27 protein-coding genes, 2 tRNA genes and 1 pseudogene are annotated in these 24,408 nt (G+C 61.9%); 7 read left to right on the top strand and 23 right to left on the bottom strand.

Features of this window, described 5'->3' with window-relative positions; all coding sequences use genetic code 11:
- Positions 1-95: 95 nt before the first annotated feature.
- A complete protein-coding gene (locus tag JM946_RS07630) occupies positions 96-407 on the top strand; it encodes a lipid-A-disaccharide synthase N-terminal domain-containing protein (protein ID WP_203166611.1) in 312 nt (103 codons plus the stop codon).
- A 37-nt stretch (positions 408-444) separates the two neighbouring features.
- Here JM946_RS07630 and JM946_RS07625 read toward each other — a convergent pair whose 3' ends face one another.
- The 5 genes from JM946_RS07625 to yajC form a co-directional block, all read right to left on the bottom strand.
- Positions 445-1,209, bottom strand: coding sequence for a TerC family protein (locus JM946_RS07625; protein WP_203166610.1), 765 nt, complete (start codon positions 1,207-1,209; stop codon positions 445-447).
- Positions 1,210-1,219: 10 nt separating this feature from the next.
- On the bottom strand, positions 1,220-1,498 hold the full coding sequence (locus JM946_RS07620; protein WP_203166609.1) for a hypothetical protein: 279 nt from the start codon (positions 1,496-1,498) through the stop codon (positions 1,220-1,222).
- Between the two features lie 83 nt (positions 1,499-1,581).
- Positions 1,582-2,517 carry a protein translocase subunit SecF gene (gene secF / locus JM946_RS07615; protein ID WP_203166608.1) on the bottom strand — a complete coding sequence of 312 codons (936 nt, stop codon included), beginning with the start codon at positions 2,515-2,517 and terminating at the stop codon, positions 1,582-1,584.
- A gap of 33 nt (positions 2,518-2,550) precedes the next feature.
- Positions 2,551-4,419, bottom strand: coding sequence for a protein translocase subunit SecD (gene secD, locus JM946_RS07610; protein ID WP_203166607.1), 1,869 nt, complete (start codon positions 4,417-4,419; stop codon positions 2,551-2,553).
- A 24-nt stretch (positions 4,420-4,443) separates the two neighbouring features.
- A complete protein-coding gene (yajC, locus tag JM946_RS07605; RefSeq protein WP_203166606.1) occupies positions 4,444-4,776 on the bottom strand; it encodes a preprotein translocase subunit YajC in 333 nt (110 codons plus the stop codon).
- Between the two features lie 251 nt (positions 4,777-5,027).
- Here yajC and JM946_RS07600 point away from each other — a divergent pair, with 251 nt between their 5' ends.
- Positions 5,028-6,311, top strand: coding sequence for a hemolysin family protein (locus JM946_RS07600; protein WP_203166605.1), 1,284 nt, complete (start codon positions 5,028-5,030; stop codon positions 6,309-6,311).
- On the opposite strand, the gene JM946_RS07595 is transcribed toward JM946_RS07600, so the two are convergent.
- From JM946_RS07595 to JM946_RS07570, 6 genes are all read right to left on the bottom strand, one after another.
- Positions 6,308-7,453: an AI-2E family transporter gene (locus JM946_RS07595; protein WP_203166604.1), complete on the bottom strand. Its 1,146-nt coding sequence runs from the start codon at positions 7,451-7,453 to the stop codon at positions 6,308-6,310. The two genes, JM946_RS07600 and JM946_RS07595, sit on opposite strands and share 4 nt — an antisense overlap.
- Before the next feature lie 49 nt (positions 7,454-7,502).
- On the bottom strand, positions 7,503-8,621 hold the full coding sequence (gene tgt / locus JM946_RS07590; protein WP_203167863.1) for a tRNA guanosine(34) transglycosylase Tgt: 1,119 nt from the start codon (positions 8,619-8,621) through the stop codon (positions 7,503-7,505).
- Positions 8,622-8,630: 9 nt separating this feature from the next.
- A complete protein-coding gene (gene queA / locus JM946_RS07585; RefSeq protein WP_203166603.1) occupies positions 8,631-9,662 on the bottom strand; it encodes a tRNA preQ1(34) S-adenosylmethionine ribosyltransferase-isomerase QueA in 1,032 nt (343 codons plus the stop codon).
- 68 nt (positions 9,663-9,730) lie between these two features.
- Positions 9,731-10,798: a PDZ domain-containing protein gene (locus JM946_RS07580; protein WP_203166602.1), complete on the bottom strand. Its 1,068-nt coding sequence runs from the start codon at positions 10,796-10,798 to the stop codon at positions 9,731-9,733.
- Between the two features lie 17 nt (positions 10,799-10,815).
- Positions 10,816-11,448 carry a hypothetical protein gene (locus JM946_RS07575; protein WP_203166601.1) on the bottom strand — a complete coding sequence of 211 codons (633 nt, stop codon included), beginning with the start codon at positions 11,446-11,448 and terminating at the stop codon, positions 10,816-10,818.
- Entirely contained in the window at positions 11,421-12,086 is a 666-nt protein-coding gene (locus JM946_RS07570) for an RNA polymerase sigma factor (RefSeq protein WP_203166600.1), read from the bottom strand. The genes JM946_RS07575 and JM946_RS07570 overlap by 28 nt, the downstream gene beginning before the upstream one ends.
- Positions 12,087-12,124: 38 nt before the next feature.
- Between JM946_RS07570 and JM946_RS07565 the strand changes: the two genes are divergently transcribed.
- A tRNA-Leu gene (locus tag JM946_RS07565) sits at positions 12,125-12,211 on the top strand.
- Between the two features lie 227 nt (positions 12,212-12,438).
- Complete coding sequence (locus JM946_RS31540; protein ID WP_203167862.1) at positions 12,439-12,591, top strand: integrase arm-type DNA-binding domain-containing protein; 153 nt, start codon at positions 12,439-12,441, stop codon at positions 12,589-12,591.
- 159 nt (positions 12,592-12,750) lie between these two features.
- Here JM946_RS31540 and JM946_RS07555 read toward each other — a convergent pair whose 3' ends face one another.
- Positions 12,751-13,110, bottom strand: coding sequence for a hypothetical protein (locus tag JM946_RS07555; RefSeq protein ID WP_203166599.1), 360 nt, complete (start codon positions 13,108-13,110; stop codon positions 12,751-12,753).
- 887 nt (positions 13,111-13,997) lie between these two features.
- Between JM946_RS07555 and JM946_RS07550 the strand changes: the two genes are divergently transcribed.
- The 3 genes from JM946_RS07550 to JM946_RS07545 all read left to right on the top strand — a co-directional run bounded on the left by JM946_RS07550 (position 13,998) and on the right by JM946_RS07545 (position 16,189).
- On the top strand, positions 13,998-14,990 hold the full coding sequence (locus tag JM946_RS07550; protein ID WP_203166598.1) for a hypothetical protein: 993 nt from the start codon (positions 13,998-14,000) through the stop codon (positions 14,988-14,990).
- On the top strand, positions 14,953-15,465 hold the full coding sequence (locus JM946_RS29945) for a hypothetical protein (RefSeq protein ID WP_218042670.1): 513 nt from the start codon (positions 14,953-14,955) through the stop codon (positions 15,463-15,465). The genes JM946_RS07550 and JM946_RS29945 overlap by 38 nt, the downstream gene beginning before the upstream one ends.
- A 373-nt stretch (positions 15,466-15,838) precedes the next feature.
- Entirely contained in the window at positions 15,839-16,189 is a 351-nt protein-coding gene (locus JM946_RS07545) for a hypothetical protein (protein ID WP_203166597.1), read from the top strand.
- Positions 16,190-17,042: 853 nt separating this feature from the next.
- On the opposite strand, the gene JM946_RS07540 is transcribed toward JM946_RS07545, so the two are convergent.
- The 11 genes and pseudogenes from JM946_RS07540 to JM946_RS07490 all read right to left on the bottom strand — a co-directional run bounded on the left by JM946_RS07540 (position 17,043) and on the right by JM946_RS07490 (position 24,405).
- Positions 17,043-17,116 (bottom strand) — tRNA-Cys (locus JM946_RS07540).
- Positions 17,117-17,133: 17 nt separating this feature from the next.
- The gene (locus JM946_RS07535; protein WP_203166596.1) at positions 17,134-17,349 is read right to left on the bottom strand and encodes a hypothetical protein; all 216 of its coding nucleotides are present in this window, start codon (positions 17,347-17,349) and stop codon (positions 17,134-17,136) included.
- A 142-nt stretch (positions 17,350-17,491) separates the two neighbouring features.
- Positions 17,492-17,758, bottom strand: a pseudogene (locus JM946_RS07530) (hypothetical protein); the annotation flags it as partial.
- 31 nt (positions 17,759-17,789) lie between these two features.
- On the bottom strand, positions 17,790-18,029 hold the full coding sequence (locus JM946_RS07525; RefSeq protein ID WP_203166594.1) for an acyl carrier protein: 240 nt from the start codon (positions 18,027-18,029) through the stop codon (positions 17,790-17,792).
- A gap of 10 nt (positions 18,030-18,039) precedes the next feature.
- The gene (locus tag JM946_RS07520) at positions 18,040-18,786 is read right to left on the bottom strand and encodes a polyketide synthase (RefSeq protein ID WP_203166593.1); all 747 of its coding nucleotides are present in this window, start codon (positions 18,784-18,786) and stop codon (positions 18,040-18,042) included.
- A gap of 20 nt (positions 18,787-18,806) precedes the next feature.
- Entirely contained in the window at positions 18,807-19,553 is a 747-nt protein-coding gene (locus tag JM946_RS07515) for a 4'-phosphopantetheinyl transferase family protein (protein ID WP_203166592.1), read from the bottom strand.
- Positions 19,554-19,585: 32 nt separating this feature from the next.
- Positions 19,586-20,578 carry an NAD(P)-dependent alcohol dehydrogenase gene (locus JM946_RS07510; protein WP_203166591.1) on the bottom strand — a complete coding sequence of 331 codons (993 nt, stop codon included), beginning with the start codon at positions 20,576-20,578 and terminating at the stop codon, positions 19,586-19,588.
- On the bottom strand, positions 20,575-21,021 hold the full coding sequence (locus JM946_RS07505) for a PaaI family thioesterase (RefSeq protein WP_203166590.1): 447 nt from the start codon (positions 21,019-21,021) through the stop codon (positions 20,575-20,577). Before JM946_RS07505 ends, JM946_RS07510 begins: the two co-directional genes overlap by 4 nt.
- Complete coding sequence (locus JM946_RS07500) at positions 21,018-22,004, bottom strand: acyltransferase domain-containing protein (RefSeq protein ID WP_203166589.1); 987 nt, start codon at positions 22,002-22,004, stop codon at positions 21,018-21,020. The genes JM946_RS07505 and JM946_RS07500 overlap by 4 nt, the downstream gene beginning before the upstream one ends.
- 7 nt (positions 22,005-22,011) lie before the next feature.
- On the bottom strand, positions 22,012-23,118 hold the full coding sequence (fabD, locus tag JM946_RS07495; RefSeq protein WP_203166588.1) for an ACP S-malonyltransferase: 1,107 nt from the start codon (positions 23,116-23,118) through the stop codon (positions 22,012-22,014).
- A 39-nt stretch (positions 23,119-23,157) separates the two neighbouring features.
- Positions 23,158-24,405, bottom strand: coding sequence for a beta-ketoacyl synthase N-terminal-like domain-containing protein (locus JM946_RS07490; RefSeq protein WP_203166587.1), 1,248 nt, complete (start codon positions 24,403-24,405; stop codon positions 23,158-23,160).
- Positions 24,406-24,408: the final 3 nt, after the last annotated feature.

The following is a 24,408-nucleotide window of genomic DNA, read 5'->3' as shown; positions in this document are numbered from 1 at the left end:
GTCGCGCCCATTGCGCGCCCCCAAAGCGCGCGCCACAGCTCGCCGATATGGGTAAAGTGCCGCCTCATCGCTGGTTGTCGGAACGCTTGCCCGCCATGAGAGATGTGTTGTTCGTGATGTTCGGCGTCACCGTGACGCCGTGGAAACTGGTCGGTTACACCGGCGTGTTTCTGTTCGCCGGTCGCTGGTTCGTGCAACTGGCGGCCTCCAAAGCCTCCGGCAAACCGGTCATGCCCACCCTGTTCTGGTACATGAGCGCCCTCGGCAGCATCCTGCTGCTCGCCTATTTCATCTTCGGCAAGAACGACTCGGTTGGAGTCATGTCCAACCTGTTCCCGCTGTTCGTCGCTCTCTACAACCTGTATCTGGATGGCAAGAACAAGAAGGGTGCGGCAGCCCTGGGTTGATCCCTCGGCAGTTGCGCCCGCGCCTGTTCTTGCTCGCCTATTCTTCCTCGATCGCCTTGCGCAGCTTGACCGGCTCCTCCGGAGCCTTGGTCGTGCGCTTGCGCACCTGCATGTTGAGCATCTCCACCACGACCGAGAACGCCATCGCGAAATAGATGTAGCCCTTCGGGATGTGGAAGCCGAGGCCCTCGCCGACCAGCGCCACGCCGATCAGGATCAGGAACGACAGCGCCAACATCTTGATGGTCGGGTGACGGTCGACGAAATTGCCGATCGGGCCGGCAAGAAACATCATCATCAGCACCGCTACGATCACCGCCGCGATCATCACTTCGACGTGTTCGGCCATGCCCACCGCGGTGATGACTGAGTCGAGCGAGAACACGATGTCGATGATGGCGATCTGAATGATGATCGACATGAAAGTCGCGCCGCCTTTGACTGCGCGCTCGCCGCCGCCCTCACCTTCCCCTTCGAGGCTGGTATGGATCTCCAGGGTGCTCTTGGCGATCAGAAACAAGCCGCCGCCGAACAGGATCAGGTCGCGCCCGGAAACGCCGCGGCCCATGACCGAGAACAACTCGTCCGACAGGCCCATCACCCACGTGATCGACAGCAGCAGCAGGATGCGCGTGATCATCGCCAGCGCCAGACCGAAGGTCCGGCCGCGGGCGCGCTGTTCGGGCGGCAGGCGTCCGACCAGAATGGAAATGAAAATGATGTTGTCGATGCCGAGGACAATCTCCAGGGCCGTGAGCGTCACGAACGCCAGCCACACCTGGGGATCGGTCAATAGTTCCAAGGTTCAGCCCTCATGCATATGTTCGGTTGGCTATCCCGCGCCCTGAATCGTTGCACAGGTCGACCATGCCGGCCGTGCTCTCGCGTCGTGACACCCACGCAATGATGCCAATGACGAGGAGCGCGTCGGGCGCGACCCGCCAGCCGAACCAGTGATGCTCGTAAACGCCGTACACCAGGCCGGCGAACGACAGCGCCACCATGATCCAGACGACGGTCCTGCCGAGCGCCTGGCGCACGCTCATTTGCTTGGATTCGCGATGCAGGACCACCAGGTCCAGCGCCAGCACCCCGAGGTAGAGAACAAAAAGTGATGATCCACATCATCGAGCGGGGCGCCGTGTACTTGACCGTCAGTGAGTACGCTTAACGGTCAAGGCAGGGCATCCAGTTCCGGATCGTCGTGTTTCACCGGCATCAGGTCCTGGGCGTTGACTCCCAGGTCGTGCGCCAGCGCGCCGGCCACGAAGATGGAGGAATAGGTGCCGATCAGCACGCCGATGATGATGGCGATGGAAAAGCCCTTCAGGCTCTCGCCCGCGAACGCATACAGCGACACCACCACGAACAGCACCGAAAAGCTGGTCATCAAGGTGCGAGACAGGGTCTGGTTGATGGCGGCGTTCAGCACCTGGGTAGGCGTCGCCTTGCGCATCTCCCGGAACACCTCGCGCACGCGGTCGAACACCACGACGGTGTCGTTGATCGAGTAGCCGATCACCGCCAGGACCGAGGCCAGCACCGACAGGTCGAAGGTGAGCTGGGTGGCGGCGAAAAAGCCGAGGATCACGATCGGGTCGTGCAACGCCGCCAGCACCGTGCCGGCCGCCATCTTTTTCTCGAAACGGAAGCCGACGTAGATCAGGATGCCGATGAAAGTGAACAGGATGGCGAGGCCGCCCTGCTCGGTGAGATCTTCGCCTACCTGCGGCCCCACCACCTCGGTGCGGCGGACCTGCACCCCGGGATCGACCTGGGCCAGCGCCGCGGCGACCCGCCTGCTGACCTCGTTCACGTCCTCGTCGTTTTCCGGAGTGACGCGCACCGCCAGGTCGCGCGAGCTGCCGAACGACTGCACCTGCGCCTCCTCGAAGCCCGCCTGAGCCAGCGCGTCGCGGGCCTGGTCGACGTCCGCCGTGTTTGGATAGCTCACCTCGACGACCACGCCGCCGGTGAAGTCGATGCCGAAATTCAGCCCGCGGGTGGCGAGCAGAACGAACGAGCCGATCATCAGCAACGCGGTGATCACATAAGTGATGCGCCGCTTGCCCATGAAATCGATGTTCGGAGTGCGCCGGAAAAATTCCATCTGACTTGCTCGATGCGCGTGCGCGACTTGAAGTTAAACGGGCAGTGTGGCCAGACGCCGGCGTCGACCCCAGATCAGGTCGATCACCACGCGGCTGGCGACCACGGCGGTAAACAGCGAAGTGGCGATGCCGAGCACCAGGGTCACGGCGAAGCCCTTGATCGGACCGGTGCCGAACGCGAACAGCACGATGCCGGCGATCAGCGTCGTCACGTTCGAGTCGGCGATCGCAGAGAACGCCTTTTCGAAGCCCACCGTGATGGCGGCGTGCGGCGAATTGCCATTGCGTAGCTCTTCACGGATACGTTCGTAGATGAGCACGTTGGCGTCTGCGGCCATACCGATGGTGAGCACCACGCCGGCGATGCCCGGCAGCGACAATGACGCCTGCAACAACGACATCAGCGCGACCAGCAACACCACGTTCATCACCAACACGAGGTTGGCCACCAGGCCGAAGACCCGGTAGTAGACCGCCAGGAAGATGAAGGTCAGCACGGCGCCGATGGCCAGCGCCATCATGCCGCGATCGATGTTGTCCTGGCCGAGGCTCGGGCCGATCGAACGCTGCTCGACGATGGTCTGCGGGGCGGCCAGCGCGCCGGAACGCAACAGCAACGCCAGATCGTGCGCTTCGGCCGATTGCAGACCGGTGATGCGGAAGCGGGACGACAGCACGCTTTGAATGGTCGCCGCGCTGATAACGGTCTCTTCCACGCAAGTGTCGCCAGAGCGCGTGCCCTTGCACTGCTCGCCTTCAGCCAGGCTCTTGGTTTCGATGTAAACCACGGCCATGCGCCGGCCGACGTTGTCGCGCGTGGCTTCGAGCATCTCCTGGCCGCCGCGCGCATCGAGCGTCACGTTGACCTCGGGCGCACCTTCGGAAAAGCCGGTGGTCGCGTCGCTCAACTGCTCGCCGGTGGCGATCAGATCGCGCTTCAGCAAAATCGGACGGCCGGCCTGGTCGCGATACAGCTTGGAGCCGATCGGCACGCGACGCGTGGTTTCGGCTTCATAGGGATTGTTGTTTTCATCGACCAGTCGGAATTCGACAGTCGCGGTGGCACCCAACACGCGCACCGCCTGGTTGGGATCGCTCACGCCGGGCAACTGCACGATGATGCGATCGGTGCCCTGACGCGCCACGATCGGCTCGGACACGCCCAGCTCGTTGACCCGATTGCGCAGCGTGGTGATGTTCTGTTCGATGGCGAAGTCCTGGCGCTGCTTCAGGCGTTCGGGACTGAATGTCACATTGAGCACCGTGACTTGCCCCTCGGCGCCATCGCGCTCACTTTCGTTGATGACGATACCCGGATCGCCGCCCTGAATGGTCTCGCGCGCCGCAGCCACGTCCGCCCCCGGGCGCAGCGCCACGTTGACGGATGTTCCTTCCTTGATCACTTCGGTGTAGGGAATGCGCGCCTTTCGCAATTGCGCGCGCACGTCCTGCGCCATGCGCTCGAACGCCAGATCGACCGCGCCCTGCACATCGACCTGATACATGAAATGCACGCCGCCGCGCAGATCCAGGCCAAGGCTCATGGGCTTGAATCCCATCTGCCGCAGCAACGTCGGCGTGCGCGGCACGTCGGTCAGAGCGATCACATACTCGCCCGGGGCCGCGTCCTCGATCGCGTCGCGCGCCTTGATCTGATCGTCCACGTGCCCAAAACGCAGCACCAGTCGCCCTTCTTCCAGGTAGGAGGCGGTGGGCACCACGCTGCGCGCCTCGAGCATGCCGCGCACTTTCTCCATGCCCGCCGTGTCGATGACGGCGCGATCGTCGCGCGCCAGCTGAATGGCCGGTTCGGTGCCGAAGACGTTGGGCAGTGCGAGCAGCAGGCCGAGCAGCAAGGTGACGGCCACGAGCCAATATCGCCAGCGAGGAATCTGGTACATGCGAGGAAGCGCTGCGTTGGGTGGTTAGACGCTTTTCAACGTGCCCTTCGGGAGCACCTGGGCCACGGCGTGCCGCTGCAGCTTGATGTTGACGCCGGAGGCGACTTCGATGGTGATGAACTGCTCGCCCACCTCGGTGACCTTGCCCAGGATGCCGCCGTTGGTGGCTACCTCGGCGCCCACTTCCAGGGCCGCGACCATGGCGCGATGTTCCTTGGCGCGCTTGGTTTGCGGTCGGATCAGCAGGAAATAGAACACGACGAAAATGAGGACCAGCGGCAACATTTGCATGAGCGCGCTGGGCTGGCCGGCTGCGCCGGTCGCCTGTGCGGCAGCGGTGGAGATCAACCAATCCATCTTGCAATGCCCCCGAAAACTGGGAAAAACCTGGCCATAGAACCGGGGCCAACGACCCGGAATACCTGTAGGAACCTCTTAGCCGGCGCGGTGTGCGCCCGCCCGGCAGCCGCCGGGGTCGGCAAAGAGCGGCGCATTATACACACCACCCTTCAGGCCACTATCCAGGGTCGGCAGGACGGGTTGCCGCCCCGGCGCAGGCCGGCTGCCGTACACTGTGCAGCCCCTTGGGTGAGGCCGCTTCCGCCGCAATGTCCCGCGACGTACTGATTCTGCTGCTGCTGATTCTTTTGAACGGGTTCTTCGCCTTGTCGGAAATGGCGCTGGTCGCCGCTAAGCGCGCGCGCCTGCAGGTCGCCGCGGAACAGGGCCGCGCCGGCGCCAAGTCGGCCCTGGCGCTGATGGAAGATCCCACCACCCTGCTGTCGGCGATCCAGATCGGCATCACCGTGATCTCGTTCGTCACGGGCATATTCAGCACCAACGTGTTCGCAGAGCCGCTGGCCCAGCGACTCGTGCCGCTCGGCATGCCGGTCGATTTCGCCGACGACCTTGCAACGGCCGTGGTGGTGATCATCGTGACCTTCGTATCGCTGATCCTGGGCGAGCTGATGCCCAAGCGCGTCGCGCTGCTGCACGCCGAATCGCTCGCAACCACCGTGGCGCCGCCCATGCGCTTGTTCGCGACCATCATGGTGCCCGCCGTGTGGTTGTTGCGGGTGACCGTGAATCGGCTCCTCAAACTGCTGCCCGTCTCTTCCGCCCCGCAGGCGGCAGTGACTGAAGACGATGTGCGCGCACTCGTCGCCGAAGGCACCCACGCCGGCGTGTTTCTCGCCTCGGAGCGACGCTTGCTCGAAGGCGTGCTGGCGCTCGCCGATCGCAAGGTCGGCTCGATCATGATTCCACGCCAGGATGTGATCTGGCTGGACGTGGAAGAGCCCATCGAAGTGCTGTGGCAACGAGCCAAGGAAAGCGGCCACGCGCGTTTTTTGGTGGCGCGCGAGAAACTCGACAACCTGCTAGGCGTGATCACGCTGGCCGATCTGAGCGAGGCGATGCATCGGGGCGCGCTGGATATCGAGAAAGACCTCGATCCGCCGCTGCACATCCCCGATTCGATTTCAGTCCTGCAACTGCTGGATCAGTTCCAACGCTCCAGCACCCACCTGGCGGTGGTCACCGATGAATACGGCGAAATCGAGGGCATCACCACGCCGATCGATATTCTGAAAGCCATCGCGGGCGAGTTGCCCGACCTGGGCAGTCGCGAGCGCGCCGAATGGGTTCAACGCGAGGACGGCTCGTATCTGGTGGATGGGCATATGCCCATCGAAGAGTTGCAGCAGCGGCTATCCCGTCGCGACATGGGCGGCCGCGACTATCATACGGTCGCGGGCTTCGTGCTTGCGCGCCTCGGCCGCATTCCCAAGGCTGGCGATACGCTCACCTGGCGCGATCTGAAGATCGAGATCGTCGACATGGACGGCGTGCGCATCGACAAGATACTGCTGCGCAAGCACTCGACTGTTTAAGGCGCCTTGCTGCTCGCCCTCGTCTCGACCGCTGTCGAGGGCGTTGCAAGGGTGGTGTTGGCCGGCGTCACAATCACCGGCTCTTCCTTGGTGGAATGTTCCTCCAGCCACTCGCGCCAGATGGCGAGCGACACCGCCAGCAGCACCGGACCGATGAACAAGCCGACCAGGCCGAACGCCAGCACACCGCCGAGCACGCCGAACACCACCAGCAGGAACGGCATGCGCGTCGCATTCGAGATCACCAGCGGACGCACGATGTTGTCCACCCAGCTGACCAGGATCAGGCCCCACAGGATCAGGCCGACGCCGTTGACCATGTCGCCGCGAACCAGCGCCCAGACCGCGAGGCTGCCCCACACCATCGGCGCGCCGAAAGGAACCAACGCGATGAGCACGGTGACGGCCCCCATCAACACCGGCGCCTCCACTCCAAAAATCCAATAGCCAATGCCGGCGACGGCGCCCTGCGCCAGTGCTCCCAGCATCAACGCATAAACGACCGCTTGCGTCGTGTAACCGGCCGCATCGAGATAGTCGTGCACGCGTGGACCCAATATTCCTTCCAGCACCGCGCGCGCCTCTCGCATCAGCCGCGGTCCGTCTCGCAACAGGAAATAGAGTGAGAACACCGCGAAGAACAGTTTCGCGATGTTACGGCCCGCGCCGCCGATGAGCCTGGTCACTTCCACCGAGGATTGCTCCATCAGCACCAGCACCTGGCCACGCAAGGCAGTCGGATCCGACGCCAGCTGATCGAGGATCTGCTGGGCTTGCGCGCCCACATACGGCAGATCGCGGATCGCTTGCGGCAACACCGGCTTGGTGGCCAGGAATTCCTGAATGGCCTGATAGGCGGCCAGCGCCTCCACTCGGGCCAGCAGGATCAACCACACCAGCGGCACGACGATGATCACCGTGACGATCAACGTGGTGATCAGCGAGGCCACCGAGCTGCGATTGCCGCACATCTTCAGCACGCGCAGATGCATGGGCCAGCTGACGTACGCCAGGATGGCGCCCCAGATCAGCGGCACGATGAACGGCTGCAGGACCGTGAAGGTCAACAGCAAAATCCCCAGGATCAGGCCGGAAACCAGCAGGCGGCGAAACCAGGGTGCGGTAGGCAAATCGGCGAGCATGAATGCTTGTTGAACTCGGCGGTGGCTCAGATCGGACGCGGTCGGCGCATCATTCGCTCGGCTCGCCTCGCGACCGGCGCGCATAAAAATCCGCGACGAAGGCTTTGAAGCGATGCTCCTCGATGGCAGTGCGCATCGACTGCATCAGGGACAGGTAGAAGTGCAGATTATGAATGCTGCCGAGCCGCGCGGCCAGAATTTCCCCGCAGCGATCCAGGTGTCGCAAATAGGCACGGCTGTAATTCGTGCAGGTGTAGCACGAACATGCTTCATCCAGCGGGCGCGTATCGGTCTCGTATTGAGCATTGCGGATGCGGACCACGCCGGTGCTGGTGAACAGATGGCCGTTGCGCGCGTTGCGCGTCGGCATGACGCAATCGAACATGTCGACGCCCCGGCGCACCGCTTCGACCAGATCCTCCGGCGTGCCGACGCCCATCAGATAACGCGGCCGGTCGGTCGGCAGATGCGGCGTGATGCCATCGAGCATGCGCTCGCGCTCCTGCTTCGGCTCACCCACCGCCAGACCGCCGATGGCGTAGCCATCGAAGCCGATCTGCTGCAAGCCCGCCGCCGACTCCTGACGCAGCGCTGTATACATGCCGCCCTGAACGATGCCGAACAGCGCGTTGGGATTCTGCAGACGGTCGAACTCGGCGCGACTGCGCTGGGCCCAGCGCAACGACAGCTCCATCGAGCGGCGCGCTTCGGCTTCGGTCGCCGGGTACGGCGTGCACTCGTCGAAAATCATCACTACGTCCGAATCGAGATCGCGCTGGACCTGCATGGATCGTTCCGGTGTCAACAGCACCGCGTCGCCGTTGATGGGCGAGCGGAAGTTCACGCCTTCCTCGGTGATCTTGCGCATGGTGGCGAGACTGAACACCTGGAAGCCGCCCGAGTCGGTGAGGATGGGCTTTTCCCAGTGCATGAAACGATGCAAGCCGTCGTGAGCCCGGATCACCTGCATGCCCGGGCGGAGCATCAAATGAAACGTGTTGCCGAGGACGATCTGCGCCCCCATGCCGACGAGCTCTTCCGGCGTCATCGCCTTCACGGTGCCGTAGGTGCCCACGGGCATGAAGATGGGCGTCTCGACCACGCCGCGAGGGAAAGTTAAACGACCGCGGCGCGCGCCGCCGTCGGTTGTGAGCAATTCGAACTGCATTCCCATGAGCTATCGACGCTCCAGAAACATCGCGTCGCCGTAACTGAAAAATCTATAGCGCTGCTCGACCGCGTGCCGGTAAGCGCGCATGACTTCATCGAAGCCGCCGAAGGCGCTGACCAGCATCAATAAGGTCGATTCGGGCAAATGGAAGTTGGTGAGCAACGCATCGATGACGCGGAAGTCATAACCCGGCGTGATGAACAAGCGGGTTTCGCCTTCGTAGGGCTGCAACGCGCCGACCAATGACGTTCCAGATTGGGCGGCCGACTCCAGCGTGCGCACGACTGTCGTTCCCACCGCGACCACTCGCCCACCGCGCGCTTTGGCTGCAGCGATGGCTTCGCAAGCCTGCTCGCTGACACTGATGCGCTCGGCGTGCATGCGATGCTGTTGCAGATCCTCGACGCGAACGTTTTGAAACGTGCCGGCGCCGACATGCAATGTCACGAACGTCGTATCGACGCCCTTGCTCTTGCAACGAGCGAGCACCTCATCGTCGAAATGCAAACCCGCGGTGGGCGCGGCGACGGCGCCAGGCTTCCGTGCGTAGATTGTTTGATAACGCGCGGCGTCGTCGGCTTCGGCGTCGCGCTCGATATACGGCGGCAACGGCATGGCGCCGTACTGTTCGAAATATGCGAGCGGCTCGGTGCTCAGCTGCAGCTCGAACAAATCGTCGTGTCGCTGGATGAAGCGAGCTTCGACTCCGCCTGGCAACGACACCGGCGCTTCGGGCCGCAGCGGCTTGCTGGCGTGAACGTGGGCAAGGATGCGATTGGCATCGAGCACGCGCTCGAGCAGGATTTCCACCTGCCCGCCCGTGGGTTTCACCCCACGCACGCGCGCCGGGATGACCCGCGTGTCGTTGAAAACCAGCAGGTCGCCGGCGCGCAGCAGGTCAGGAAAGTCGGTGAATTTCAGATCCTGGACCGGCGCCGCCTTGGGAACGTGCAGCAGCCGCCCACCGGCCCGGTGGGCCGGAGGGTGTTGAGCGATCAGGTCGACCGGGAGGTCGTAAGCGAAGTCGGTGCGCCGCATGGGGCGCGCACGGTAGCAGAACAGCGCCGCCGGCGCTGCCCGCAGCTCACCGGGCGCTCAGGAGCGCCTCAGGCCCTCTCGTCCATGATGCTGATGACGCGCTCGTGCCCGTGCTCATGCGGCGGCGGAGGCGGCGGCGGTGCGCCCGGACCCGGAGCGATGACGAAGTCCTGAAATCCCCGTTCCGGGCCATTGAACTCCTGGTGGAATATGAACGGCTCGGTGCGGGCCGCGGACGGCTCGTCCGGGATGGTGATGTCGAATGACATCTTCTTTTTCTGCCGCAACACGTTGAGCGTCAGCCTCTCCCCCGCCTGATACGAGCCGAGAATGCGGAAGGCATGCGACGGGTTCGCGGGGGTGCGCCCGTCGATATCGACGATGACGTCGCCGTCTTCGAGTTTGAAGCGGCTATCTTCCGGCGCGCGGACCACGAGCAGGCCCTTGTCGGTGCCGAAATACTGGCCCAGCTTCGGCGTCAGCGGCACCAGTTCAGCCGAGCCGAACACACCGGCCGCGCGCATCGCGACCAGCGGCGGGAAGCGAAACTCTGGTCCAGTGAACTTCCCGCGCACCGCGACCGGCGGGATCCCGAACAAGCGATCCGCAGCTTGCGCAGTCACCGTGGCGATCGCGACCTTGTTGTCGCGGCGATAGCGCAGCCTCACTTTCTCGCCGGGCTTCACCTTTCCCATTTCCTGCATGAGCACTTCGCGGGCGGACAAGTCTTCCGTGCGCGTGAGCTGCTTGTCTCCGATGGCCAACAAGACGTCGCCGGCCTTCAAACCCGCGCTTTCAGCCGCGCCGCCGGGACTGACGCTGGCCACGGAGACCCCTTCCTTCAGCTCTTCGCCACGCGGACCGAGATTGATGCCCAGCATCGCGCGCGGCGCGGTAAAGCTAGTGATGTGCCGGAAGGCGGGCACCGCGTGCTCCGACATCGACATGCTCAACTCGGCGACTTCGCGCGCGGCCACGTCGAGCCTGCGGCGCGCGTCTTCGAGCTTCTTCTCCATTTCAGCCTGCGATTCCGCGGACTTTTTCTCCACCTCGGCTGCGGTAACCGAGGCCGTCGCCACGGCCGCTGCAACGGCCACTAACGCGACGCGCAGTCCCGCACGCAACTTACCGTTCATAACGTGTACTCCCATGATTAGAACCACACCGCCCCGGCTTCGGCGTAACGAACCTTCACCAGCGAATCCATCAATTCCACCCGCTCGCGCCACAGTTGCCGCGACTGTTCCTGGCTCAAAGTGCCTTCGGGGACGTTCGTGAGCTGGAAATCCAGCCACTGAATGCGTTGCTGGATGGTGTCGATGGTCGCGGCGGTGGACACGCGTTCGATCCGCGGACGCTCCGGCAACTTTCTCAACAATTGCTCCAGCTGCTGTGACTGCGCGACCAACTCATCGAGGCGCGGGACGACCTCTTCGGGCGATGTCCCGCCGTGTACCGACACCGTCGTCACCTCGGTGCTGCGCCGATCGGCGTAACTCGCGATCAATGCGATCACCGACACCGTGACCACCGCCGCGGCGGCTGCCGCGAGGCCCACCTTTCGCGGTCGCACGCCACGCTCGCGGTACGAGATCGCATCGCGAATCCCCTCCCACGCGAACTCAGGCGGTTCGAAGTCGGGCAAGGCCTGCATCTCCGCACGAATCGCAGTCAGGCGCTGTAACTCAGCTGTGCAAGCCGGACACGCCTTGAGATGCGCGGTCACTTCCACCGGGACCGGCTCGCCGTCCCGAAGACTTAACAAGTGCTCGATGCGTGCGTGCATGACGTTGATTCCGCCGGTTGCTCCAGTAGCTCGCGCAAGCGGATATGCGCCCGCGCCAACTGTGACTTCGAAAAACTCGCCGTGCGTCCGAGCAGGCGTCCAATCTCCGCGTGTGTGTAACCTTCCACGTCGTGCAGCCAGACGACGCTGCGCGTCAGCGCCGGCAGCGCGGCCAGCGCACGCTCCACATCGACGCTCGCCATCGCCTGCGCGTCGGGATGCGAGGCCGCGTCCAACAGCACGATGGGCGCGGCGGCCGAGTCCTGATCGTTGTCCAGGTACAGCAGGCTTCGGTGCCACGGCGATCGCAGGTACATCAAGCACTTGCTCACCGCGATACTGCGCACCCACCCGCCAAACGCCCCCTCGCCCGAGTACGCCCCGATGTTCCGCAGCACCTCCACGAAGGTCTCCTGGAACAGCTCGTCCGCCACGGCCGGCCGCACCACCAGGCGCCGGATCAGGTTGTAGATGGGCCGGCGACAGGCCACATAAATAGCCTCGTGGGCCCGCGCCTCGCCCCGCTGGGCTGCCCGGACCACTTCAACGGCGACCTCGATCCCCTGAAAGTGCGACATTGCCTGCTTTGATGCCCCGGCCGGCAAAAAGGTCGCAAAAAAGACGTTGCGGCTGGCCAACGACATTCCGCTATAATCGCCGCCCTTCGCTCCCCGGAGCCGGTGTGGCGGAACTGGTAGACGCAGCGGACTCAAAATCCGCCGCCCTTAAAAGCGTGTGGGTTCGATTCCCTCCACCGGCACCATCTGAGCATCCGACACCGTCCGTCGGCATCGCTCAAACCAATAGAACACAAGCATTTTCCGCGAGATTTGGCTCGCGGCTGTCTGATGCCGTCCGGGGGCAGCAGAGCGTTACCTCTGACTGAGACTGCAGTGAAGGCCGTCAAACCTGCAGACAAGCCATTCAAGGTGTACGACGGGTGGCCTCTTCTTGTATGTGCCACGGACGGGTGCGCGACTATGCGGATGAATTCGATACGGTGGGCGCGAAAAGCTGCTCGCCATCGGCGAGTGGCCTCACACCACGTTGAAGCGAGCACGAGAGCGCATGGAGCAGGCGCGCAAGCTACCCTCTGATGGAATCGATTCCGCGGCAAGAAGAAGGCGGAGCGACAAGCCATAGCCGACACCTTCTCTGCACTCGCGAAAGAGTATCTGGACACCAAGCGCAGCTCGTTCAACTATTCGATCGAAATGATTGTCTGACGAGACACGTCTAGCTTCTCTGCCAAGGATTGCTGCGATCAGCCCTTTTCCTCACGGAGTTCTCTTAGCCGGTTATTCAACGGTAGCGCCGATAGAAGAGCCATCCACCGAATCCGTAGAGAAACACGATGCTCGTCGCTATCGCATATGCCGGCAATTCAGGCACGAGTTCCATGAGCTCCAGCGCGCCCCAGCTGAATGTAAACAACCAGGCGACAACAGCCGCGAATGCAATGGCTTCGAACTGCACGCGTCGGTATAGCTCGTCCTGTTCCCGGGTTGTTCGGAGCATCCCGAAGGCTATGAGAAGCGCTGGCGGAAGTACGGATAGTGCACCGAGGATGTACGGCCAAGGCTCAGGGATATCGAAGCGACGTAGAAGAAGCGCCACAGCCGCCGTTGTGATGAGGAACAGAATCATTCCGAGATACTGCATGAGCGCACCTATCGAGAGGCATGTAAAGCGTGCTTTACTATGCCAGTAATCGAACGCATGTCAAGTGACCTTTACCTAAGCGACCGGAGCGCATAACAACGCCATGCACGCGACGTGCGAAGACGCGCGAGCGTGATGGGCGGCGTTAGAACTCAGAATGGCTAGAACACTCGTGATGCTCGTTCTCGTGTGCGCCTGGCAAACGAGCCAAGCCTGCTCGTGCGTACCAACGCCATCTGTCGATGAGGCGTTTCGCTCGTCCCATGTGGTTTTGGATGGAACTGTGGTTGCGGTAGAGGATCGCCACGTAGGCCTGCGCAGAGCGAAGGTATGGCTCCAGGAACTCTTCGGGTATCTCTACAGCAATCCCGAGGAAATTGGTCTCTCCGTCCGCCTTAAGACACATGAAGTATGGAAGGGTCCGGAGAGGTCCGAAGTGGTGCTCTTTACCCACAAGAGCTCCGCGACGTGCGGCTATCCTGTGCGCGCCGGAGAAAGATACCTCGTTTACGCGTATAAGCTCGAAAGCGAGGCTTACGAGCTTTCGCTCTGTAGTCGCACAAGAGAAAGAGCAATGGGAGAAGAGGATGCGATTGCGCTCAGAAGTCTCTCTAAATCGAAGAGTTCCTAACAAGCCGTTGCAACCGATCGCGCGCGAAGACGCGCGCTCCGGTGCGCACGCCGGCACGCTGGTCGAAGCGGATGCGCAGGATCTCTTGGACTTCACAATCGCACTGCTAGAACGCGTCTACACCGAACCAGAACGTCTCCGAATGGCAAAGGAGAGAAGAGATGCTCGGCGTGGGAAAGCGCAGCGGCGCCCAACAAGGCCATGCAGACGACGCGCGAAACGCGCGCGCCTGATGGCTGGCGTTAGAGCTTAAAGCATGAAAGAACGCACGTCGCAAAAACTGCTACTGGTCGAAGCCATCACCTTGCTGGCGCCGATCACGCTCCTGACGATCTTCTACTCGCTCGCCCTCCTGGCCATGTATCGGAATGGCCTATCCAAAGAGCCGGCGGGTGCCCACGTCGTTGCGGCCTTCACATTCCTGGGGCTCATTCTGCAACTTTGCGGATGGCGAATTGTCATCGCGTTTCTGGCGAAAGGGAGGCGTGGCATAGCAGACGTGCCGTTCCTGTATTTCTATGTTGTGGGGCTCGGAGCGGTCCTGGTTTTGGTTTCCCTGCTGCTGTTGATTCTCGCTGCAGCCGGCGTCGACTTGCCGACCTATGCGTACGAGCTCATGGTGAACTACATTGCGGCGCCGGCCCTGATACCGTGCTGTCACGTGCTTGCAGAAAGAGGATTTGCGAGGCAACGAAACGTTGCGGATCCAATGCCTGATCACGTGCTCGCCCCCCGAGCTAGCGTCGGCAACAACGTCAACACGACAGCTCCAGGTGCAAGCATTGTGGCGGTCAAAGCGGCAGTCATGGTCGCCGCCGGTGGTTCAGTGATTCTCACGATCAGTTCCTTATTTTCTGGCATACCAGCGTCAGGCACGATGCTGGTTGGCTTGGTGTTTGGCGGCGTGGGTACATTCGCGTTCATGTTTTTCATTGCGCTCCTTCCGATGCCCGCGGCGGTGCTGTTTAGGAAGTACCTGCCGCAGATGCCTACTCCCGCGGCTCTCGCGCTTTCGCTTGCGATTAGCCTATTCTTGGTGATTGCGGCTCTGTGGCTGATCGAGACGCCGTCCGTCGAAACGGACGGGGGATCGACGGTTTATCGGCATGCTGGCCCTACACTCAACGCGTCGAAGAACATCTCGTATTATCTGTACTCGCTCCCAATAATGTTCTTTGCATTGGTGAGCTTTTATTGGTTGTGTGGAAAGCATGGACGCTCTAACAAAACAATGGAGCCGACGCGGTGAAGCAAATGCGCCTTTCCTCAACCGCATCTTGCCGCGCGGCTCATTGTTTTCGTTGACCACTATCATGATCTGGCCTCACAAAGATTCCTTTCCATTCAAGCAGCAGATCGTGATCGTCTCCTGCGCTATGTCCGCACTTGTGGCGGCACTTCTGCCCGGCCTCTCATGGGTTCAGCGCGTTACGTCTCCCTTGGCCGTTCTCATCTGTTTCCTATTGTCTTATTTCTTTGTGCGGATAGTCTTGGCGGTCCTCGGGCTTGTGCGGCCAGTTGGGAAGTTTTATGGATTCTTCGTGTTCTACGGAATGCTGGTGGCGTGCGTGACGTTCGTCGTCCTGTTTCCCGTGATCGTTTTCGATCCGGAAATATCCGATCCTGGGAAGCGCGCGTACATTGTCGTCTGTGCAGTTCCCGGGGCCATGGGAGCATGCGCAGCAGTGCTCGCTACCTTCCGAAGGTGGGGCGCTGGTGGCTAACAAGCCGCTGGTTCCGACTCGCACAGGCGAAGCACCTGTGCTCGCGGCACAGCGGCGGCGTTGATATGACTTCCGCCATCAAGCAGAAGATGAGTTTGATCGGGGCTGCTTTAGCTCAGCAGAGGGAAGCGGCACAGATGCAGCGCGAGAGCGCACTCCGCGAAGAACTTGCGCAGAGCCGCTCTGAGCTTGCTCTACTTGCAACTCGAGACACGTTCCGTCCGCTGTCGCCCGGCCTACGATCCACCGTATTGGACTACTTTCGTGCTCTCTCGAAGCAACCGACGGCGAGTGCGCTCAAGTTCCGTATCTCTGGTTCCGACTCGCAAAAGCGAAGCGCTTTCGCTCGCGGGACAGCGGCAGAGTTGGCAACATGAACAAGAAAGAGGCGAGAATCGCAATTGAGCGATCGCTGGCTAAGGAGAGTGCTACGCCTACGCTCGGAACGAATGACAGAGATACCTACGTTCGGGAGAAGGCTAATGAGCTCCGCGAAGCTCTCATCGAGCCAGTGCCGATCCGCATCGTTGGCGAGTCATTCGAGTACGGTGCCAAGAAGGATCTCGAGCGGATCGCGCTATATGTTGTCGCTCGTCAGGGCGACAACTGGCTGGTGTACTCCCCTGAGCGCGAGGTCTTCTCGCTTGCCTTTGGAACTGACCCGACAGCGTTATCTATCCTTGGTTTCGTGTCGGACGACGCATTGGCGGAGTGGCTCGGTTGAGCGGCTCTGCCCAACAACGCGTTGCAGCCGATGGCCGCGAAGACGCGGCTTCGGCTGAACGCAGACGTTTTCTTGATGAGCCGCTACGCATGAGTTGGAGCAAGTCCTTTTCGAGTGTTTGCTGCCTGGGCCTGCTCTTTCTCGTCTGGGGCTTCACTGACGGCTGGGCGTCGGCGGCACGACAATGTCTCGCTCTGTCATACTTCCTGGCGGTCGTATGCCTTGTCATTGCCGTCGCATCCGCGGCGTCCTTTGGTCAAGTTGCACGAGATCGGTTCGTCTGGACACTGAGTGCGTTGACATTGGCTCTTGGGATTGCGGACTACGTAGTGCTAGGGCCACGACCGCTCTACTATGCATCGTTGCTGGGTGTAGGCTGCGGCGCAATTCTAGGGCTCGGAATGCGCTTCGGTATGTCCAGGACAGGTCGTCGCCTTGAGCGAAGTGAGCGGCGAATCATTAGAAAGGCGCAACGCGCGCTACGGCTCACGAGGCGTCGTGAGGAAACATAACAAGCCGGCTGCTTCCGACTCGCACCGGCGAAGCGCCCTGCTCGCGGCGCAGCGGCGGCGTTATGCATCATGAGCTCGGAAGACGACTACGAGCGGTTGGTAGAGCACTTCCAGCACCTGGTCTGTCACGTCTCGCGTCGTATGAACGCTAGGTTCGACACAACGCTCCGGCGCAAAAGCGCTCAGGCCAAAGCCTCTGGCGCAAAAATTCATACCAGCAGCGCTCATGTTTTATTCAGCCGCCCCAACTTTTCTTAATTCTAGGCGAGCTGGCGCAATTCTTTCTTAACAGCGCCGTGCTTTGAGCCCGGCGTTTTGGAGATCACGCCTGGAAGACCGGATGGAGGCTCGGGCCGGGATCGAACCGACGTGAACGGCTTTGCAGGCCGCTGCATAACCACTTTGCTACCGAGCCCAATCGGGACAAATGTTCTACTTGGTGACTTTCGAAGCGAGCAGACGTGCGAACTTTATATCTGCTCGGCCCCACGTGATCAACTCCAACTTGTCGGCACCGATTCTCGCGGCCAGCTCGCCCACATCCAACGCGCAGTGATCCGGCAGACGATTCAGCGCCGACAACGCGAGCTGAAATCCCAACGGCGAACCGAAGGTCTCGGATTGTTTATTTTCCAGACGAGTGTCCATGGCGTGTCCCTATATGGATTATCACTTTTGATACGGTCTACACCATTGCCGACGATGGCGCTGCCGATTCCTCCGCGGCGCCCCGCAATGCACGCATTCTCAAGCTGATCTCCGCGTCGCGAAGCGAATCCAGGCGCGCTCGCAACGCCCGCACTTCGAGCAGCAGTCTCGGCACATCCTGGCGCGCGCTGGCGATGAAATCCTGGTCCGCCACCGTCCCGCCGATCAACTCCATGGATCGGAACGAACCCAGCTCGTTGCACGCGCCGAGTTCGATCCAGCTCGACCCGTCGGCCGCATCGCGTCCGGCGACATACGAAAACCACGGCCCCTGCGTTGCCGCTTCGGCCAGCCGTTCGATGCGATCCAGCTCCGCCTCCGACAATCCCTCATATCGTTGCAGCGTCATGGCACCCTCCGTCTCGACTGATGATCGCGGGCTAAGCCCTGGCGTGAATGATGCTGGCCAGCTCGCCGATGTTCTCGGCCTTGGCCATCGTGCTCAACGGGATGCGCAGTGCGAGCGATTCGAGCGTCATCATGATGATGTCGGCGCGGTCGACCGAGTTCGCGCCCAGCTCGCGCAACGAATCGGTCAACGTGAAGCGATGCGCTTGCAGCGCCGGCACCACTTCCCGGGTATGGCGCACGATTGTTTCGAAGATCTCGGCTTGGTTCATTGCGGTTCTCCTACTTTTCAGACATGGGCTCGACGCTGTTCGCATCGGTGTGCTGCGAGGTGAGCTGATACATCGCCACCTCCTGTTCGATCATGCGTGGCATCTGCTCCCGAATGGAGCCGACCAGATGGTTCTTGAGCGTGACCAGCGAAAACCGCGGTTTCTCGGCCAACGTCCTGGCGAGCTCCAGGGCACGGGGCAACACGCCTTCGCGGGGCAGGACGGCGAAGGGAATGCCGCGCTTTTGCAACTCCTCGCCGCGGTATGCCGATGCGCTGAGCATCATTTCCTCCGCCAGCGTGAACCCGAGCTTCCTCGGCAGAATGAACGTCGCTCCCATCCCGGGAGTGAAGCCGTAGTTCATGCAGTTCGCCGTGTAGACGCTTTCGCGCGCCAGAATCGTGAAGTCCGCGAACGCGCCGAGCACGAAGCCGCCGCCGACCCCATCGCCTTGCATGGCCGCGATCACCGGCACGGGGCAATTCAACGCGAGACCGCCGAGATCCTTGCTGGTGAATTTGAACTTGCCGGCGAACAGATCGCGCAATGCCTCTCGCGTGCTGCCGCTGGAGAAATAGCCGTCGTAGCCGGTGAGGATCACGACCTTGCAGTCCGTGCTCCTGTTGATGGTTGCGAAGGTACCGGTCAGACCACAGATGAGCGCCTCGGTGAACGCGTTTCTATGGACCCGGTCCTGCATTCTGACCTGTGCCACGCCGTTGGCGAGGTCCTTCAATTCGATGATCGGTTCTGACATCAGGGGCCTCATGGGGAACTTCAGCGGGTCAGCGCGACGCTGGTCACGACACGTTCGTCGGGCAGCAGACGAAACGCACCCTGCAGGCATGTTCTCGCGGGCAGGCTGTCGGCCAGTCCATAGTTGGTTTCGAAACAGATGCGGCCACTGGCAAGATCGACGCTACGCACGGTCACTGCGTCGAAGTCGAAATACCGTCCGACAGTGGCGAAAGCCGCTTTGAAGAAGCTTTCCTTCAGCGAGAAGATCAGCGTGAACCACGCCCTTCTCTCATCGGGCACGCGAGGCAAGAGCGCACGCTCGCTGCCGCACAACACAAGCCTCTCCAGATTCTCGATCGTTGCATCAGTGACGTGGTTCTCGATGTCGATGCCGATGCCGCGGTACTTCGGATTCGCGCTGACCGCCGCCACGGCGGACCCGTCGCAGTGACTGAGCGATCCGACGATCGAGTGCGGCCACAGCGGCGCGCGATTAGGGCCAATAGCGATCTGGACGGCGCATCGTCCAAGCGCACGCAATGCCATGCTGGCGCAATAACGTCCGGCCAGATATTCGGCGCGTCGCTTCGCCACGGATCTTCGAACGCTGGGCGGACAAGCGATGCCGAGCTGCTCGAACAGCAGGTCATCGAAATGCGCGAGCTCGAAATCGCATCGATACAGCGCGATATCGGGTGCGAACCAGTCGCTCCGCCCTTCGCTGACAACGAAGCGCGCCTGATTCGGCAGGTCCGGTACGGTAAGCGTTGACGGTTCCGAGAACAAACCCGAACTCCTTGGATGCGCTCGGGTGATCGTCAGACCTCGATGACGATCTTGCCGCAAGCATGTCCCTGCTCGAGATAACGGATGGCGTCGGCTCCATGCTCGAGCGGATAACGCCGATCGATCACGGGGCGCAGCTTCCCGTCCGCGAGCAGCCGAGCCAGAAACATCAGGTCATCCGGCAACTGGGGCGTCGCGGCACAGCGCCAGCGTTGCCGGCCGCCGAGCACTGACATCCACAGCACAGCAAACATCGGTCGCAGCGGGCCCAACCATCGATCGGTATCCGGTGCACCGACCCAAACGTAAGTCCCGTGCGTCGCCAGCACACGCCGACAACGTCTGACGCTTTGGCTGCTGACCATGTCCACGATCAGGTCGTAGGACACGCGCTCGGCAGTGAAGTCCTGCTGTCGATAGTCGATGATGCGGTCCGCGCCCAGCTCGCGAAGCAACCCGCCTTTGCTCTCGCTGCAGACAGCAGTCACCGTGGCCCCGAAGTGCTTCGCGAGTTGCACCGCGAACACCCCTACTCCGCCGCCTGCGCCGTTGATCAGAACATGCTGGCCGGGTTGTATGCGACCGCAATCTCGCAAGGCGTGCAGTGCCGTACGTCCGGCCAGCGGCACAGCGGCAGCTTCGGCAAAGGAAACATTGCTCGGCTTGGTGACGACGCTCGCCGCGGAGACGCGAATGTATTCGGCAAACGAGCGCGTCACGTCGCTGAACTGTCCCGCCACCTCTCCGAATACCTCATCGCCGGTTCGCAGCGCGTCCACGCCGCTGCCGACCCCCTCGACCACGCCCGCGAAATCCTGACCGATACCATTGACTTTCGGCCGAGTCCAGCCACTCATCATTCGAAACACATAGGGGCGGCCACGCATGAGATAGTGATCCGCGGGATTGACCGACGCGGCACGCACGCGCACCAGCACTTCGCCTGCCCGCGGCACCGGCTTCTCGATTTCCTGAACTTGCAGGACCTCCGGCGCGCCGTACTCATAAAACACGATCGCCTTCATGGGCGATGGCCGATGTCGGTCTCGATCTTCACGATCGTGCCTTGCGCCACGGCGACCAGCATCGATTCCCGGCCGCGAAGCACGTGAACCTTGCATTCGCAGACGGCCTGGCGCAGGGCGAATGACAATACCGTCGACTTGGCGATCAAGAGCTCCCCGATGGTCGGCATCACGTAGTTGATCTTGAACTCCGACGTTACACATGCACCGAGGACGGTGGCGCCAGCAAACGTCAAACAGTTGTCCGCGAGGTAGCTCACGACGCCGCCGTGCACGTATCCATAACTTTGTTTGAAGTCCTCGCGGATGCGCAGCGCGAGCTCGGCATAGCCCTCGCGCAGGTCGCGCAGCTCGGTGCCCAAGAGCCGGCTGAAGGGCTGCGACACCAGGACCTGTTGCCCCTGATCGAACAGGCGCTCGCCTCTTCTCAATTGCAGAGTCATGCGCTGCGGACCTCGGCCACTCCCAGACTGCGCAGGGCATTGTCAAAGGAACGGTTGTCCTTGCCAAAAGTATTGATCACGTCCGTACACACCGAGAGGGTGCCCGTGGGTAACAAGTATTTCGTGAAGGTCGCGAGCGTGCCGCTCGGCCCTACATCGACAAAGTGAAAGTCGCCTCGACGCAGCAGTGCCTGGATCGTCGTGTCGAATGCGATCGGATGGCGCAGCACGGACCAAAAATGCCGAGGCCACTGTGCGCTATCGAATCGCGTATCGAGCACCGCACCGTCGAGGCTGGAGACGAGCGGCATTCGCAATGAGCGGCAATCCATGCGCCGCGCCAGCTCGGTGATCGAACGCTCCATTGGCTGCAGCATCTCGCAGTGAAATCCGACATTGACGGCGAGTAGCTGGCATACGATGCCATCTCGGAGCATCGCTGCCCGTATTCGTTCTACCGCCGCCACCGGCCCGGACACGACAAAGTGACGATCGAAATTACGCGCTGTAATCCAGCAACCGCCCGAATCAGGCGTGTATCGTGCCATGATGGAAGGTGTATCCAATACCGCGAGCATGCTGGCCCGCGGACTTTCCGCCTCGAGCACCTTTGCGCAATCGACGACGAAGCGGACACCCTGTTCCAACGACAACGCACCGGCAATGACGGCTGCGCTGATCTCTCCGAGACTGTACCCGAGTACGTAATCGGGTTTGATACCGCTTTCGATCAAAACGCGCGCGAGACTGAACTCGAAACACAGCAATGCCGGATTGGTGTACAGGAGCCGGTCAAACCGCTCGCTCTTGTCCGCGCCTCGATACAGCAGGTCGCAAAGCGACCGCTCCATCAACGGCAGCGCAATCTCGTCGCAATGGTCCATCCACATCCGGAAGCGCGCGTGGCTGTGGTACAGCTCACGGCCCATCTGGTAGTACTGCGAGCCCTGCCCGGAGAACATGAAAACGACAGCACGGCGCATGGCGGACTCACGCAGCAAGAATTTCGTCCAGATCGAAGTAACCGTTGTAGCGCTCCATGTAGACCGCCGCGCGATGACCGAACAGCACGATCGCCGGCGTGCGCGTGACCAGGTCACCGTAATCCAGCACGCGCGATCGGACCTTGGTACCGACCGGATGACGCTGGTTCCATGCCGCCACTTTCTGCTCGGCGAGCGCGAACGGATTCTCCTGTTGAGCTGCAGAGGCAACCGCGGGCGTCGGGGCGTTGCGCGCGACCTTCGCCAGCTGCTCCTTGATCTTCGGGATCATCTTGGTCAGGACGTCGCCATGCCCCACTTCGATGAGCTCGATGTCCGGCTCGAGGCTTATCAACGACTGAATGGTGTCGCTCCATAGCACCGTGCTGCAGATCTGGTTCGACAGGTATTCCGCGACCGCGGCCCCGCCCGGATACGGCTTCGCCGTCCAGTTCGCGATCACGGGGATCTTCGGCTCGGCGAAGCGGTGGCCTGCGAGGAACCGCTGGAACTCGCCCTGGGCGGGCAACATCAGCCGTGAATGAAAGGCTCCGCTGGTATTCAGCGGCACGAACATCACTTTGTCGAACTGGAAGATGCTTTCGCATGCGGTGATCTCATCGAGCGGCCCCGAAATCACGATCTGCAGCGGCGTGTTGTAGTTCGCGATGTCCACGCGGTTGAGCCGATTGCTCTTCAGCAGCGCCTCCACCTGGGAGCGCGTTGCGTTCAGGATCGCCGCCATCGCGCCTTCCGTCGCCTGGCTCATCAGCTCGCCGCGTTGTTTGACCAGCTTCAGCCCGGTTTCAAAGTCGAAACATTCCGCTGCGAGTAAGGCATTGAACTCGCCGAGGCTGTGGCCCGCCACGAAATCCGGCTGCTCGCCCGCCAGCTGCACTCTCTTGTAGTACGACAGTGCGTTGACGACATAGAGCGCGGGCTGGGTGAATTGTGTTTTGTTGAGCTCGCGGCGCGGATCGCTCAGGCACAGCTCCTTGATGGAGTAACCCAGCACGCGGTCGGCCTGGGCGGTGAGCTCCGGAAATTCGTCGAACAAGGACGCGCCCATGCCGCGCGCCTGCGAACCTTGCCCGGGAAACAGATAAGCTTTCATTCGATCTCCTAACCAATGTCAGTCGTTGGGCGGCGTGCGTCAGCAGCGTTCCACGCACACCGCAGTATTGATGCCGCCGAATCCCATGCTCATGTTCAGCGCGCGCTGGATGACGTGATCGACAGGCTGCGCCCGCACCCATGGAAATGCCGGGTCCAGCGGTTGCTCGAGATTGCGCGAGGGATGTAACTTGCCCGCATTCATCTGCAGCAGCACCGCGATCAGCTCGACGATGCCGGCGGCGCTCAATCCATGTCCAATGATGGATTTGGTCGTATTGATGTACGCGTGCGCGAGACCGCAGCGACGCAACGCATCCAGCTCCGTTTCGTCGCCGACGTGCGAGCCGGTGCCATGGGGATTCACGTAATCGATCGTGTCGGCGTTCAGGCTCGCATTCGCGAGCGCGCGCCGTATCACCGTGGTTTCTCCCTCCAGCGACGGGTTTGGATTTCGATTCGCATCCCAGGCCATTGCCCACCCCAGCAGCGCTGCGTAAGGATCGCGTTTCGCCCGTACCGCTGTGCCGGCACGCTCGATCACGACGGCGCCGCACGCTTCTCCATAAATGAAACCGTCGTGATCGCGATCGAACGGCCGGCATGCCAGCGCGGGCTGGGCCGCGAATCGATCCGAGCCCATTGCACCCAGCGAGCGCAAGCTCTGGCACTCGAAGTAGGACAAGTCCATCAAGGCACCGAGCGCGATACAGACATCGACCTGCCCGGACTTCAGCGCCTCGATTGCTTGAATCACGGCCAGCTGGCCACTCGCCGATGCTCCACCCGTGGTGAACGCGAGTCCGCGGATGCCGAACAGCTCGCTGCACAGGCCGCACAGATCGGAATCCATGAATGACATGCCGTAGGTCGGCCGCAAGAAAGACACCTGCTCGCGATACTGCCGCTGGATCTGCACCAGTTCGCGCTGTTGAATGTTCGACCCGCCGATGATCAACCCGACTCGCTGCGGATCCACATCGCCCAGACACGCGTCGTGCCAGGCTTCGTGCAACGTCGCGAGTGCAACTTGCGCCGACCAGGAAGCATTGCGCAGTTTCGCGGCTGGTATGTCGGCAGGCAGCACCAGGTTCGCGATCTCCGCTCCAATGAATGAGCTGCCCGAGTCCGTCACTTCATCCGGCACTTGCCGACCCGGACGCGTCATCACGTCGAAGCGATGCGCGCCCGTCAGCAGTGCCTCGGTGAAAGCACCTCGTCCCTGGCCGATGGCCGCAGTGACGCCGACACCGCTGATGACGATCTGCTCTTGCTCATGATTCGACATGGA

It is taken from the genome of Steroidobacter gossypii (assembly GCF_016801985.1).
In the GTDB taxonomy this organism is placed as follows: domain Bacteria; phylum Pseudomonadota; class Gammaproteobacteria; order Steroidobacterales; family Steroidobacteraceae; genus Steroidobacter; species Steroidobacter gossypii.
The sequence above is the reverse complement of the archived record's forward strand: the minus strand, read 5'-3'. Positions and strand labels throughout refer to the sequence as shown.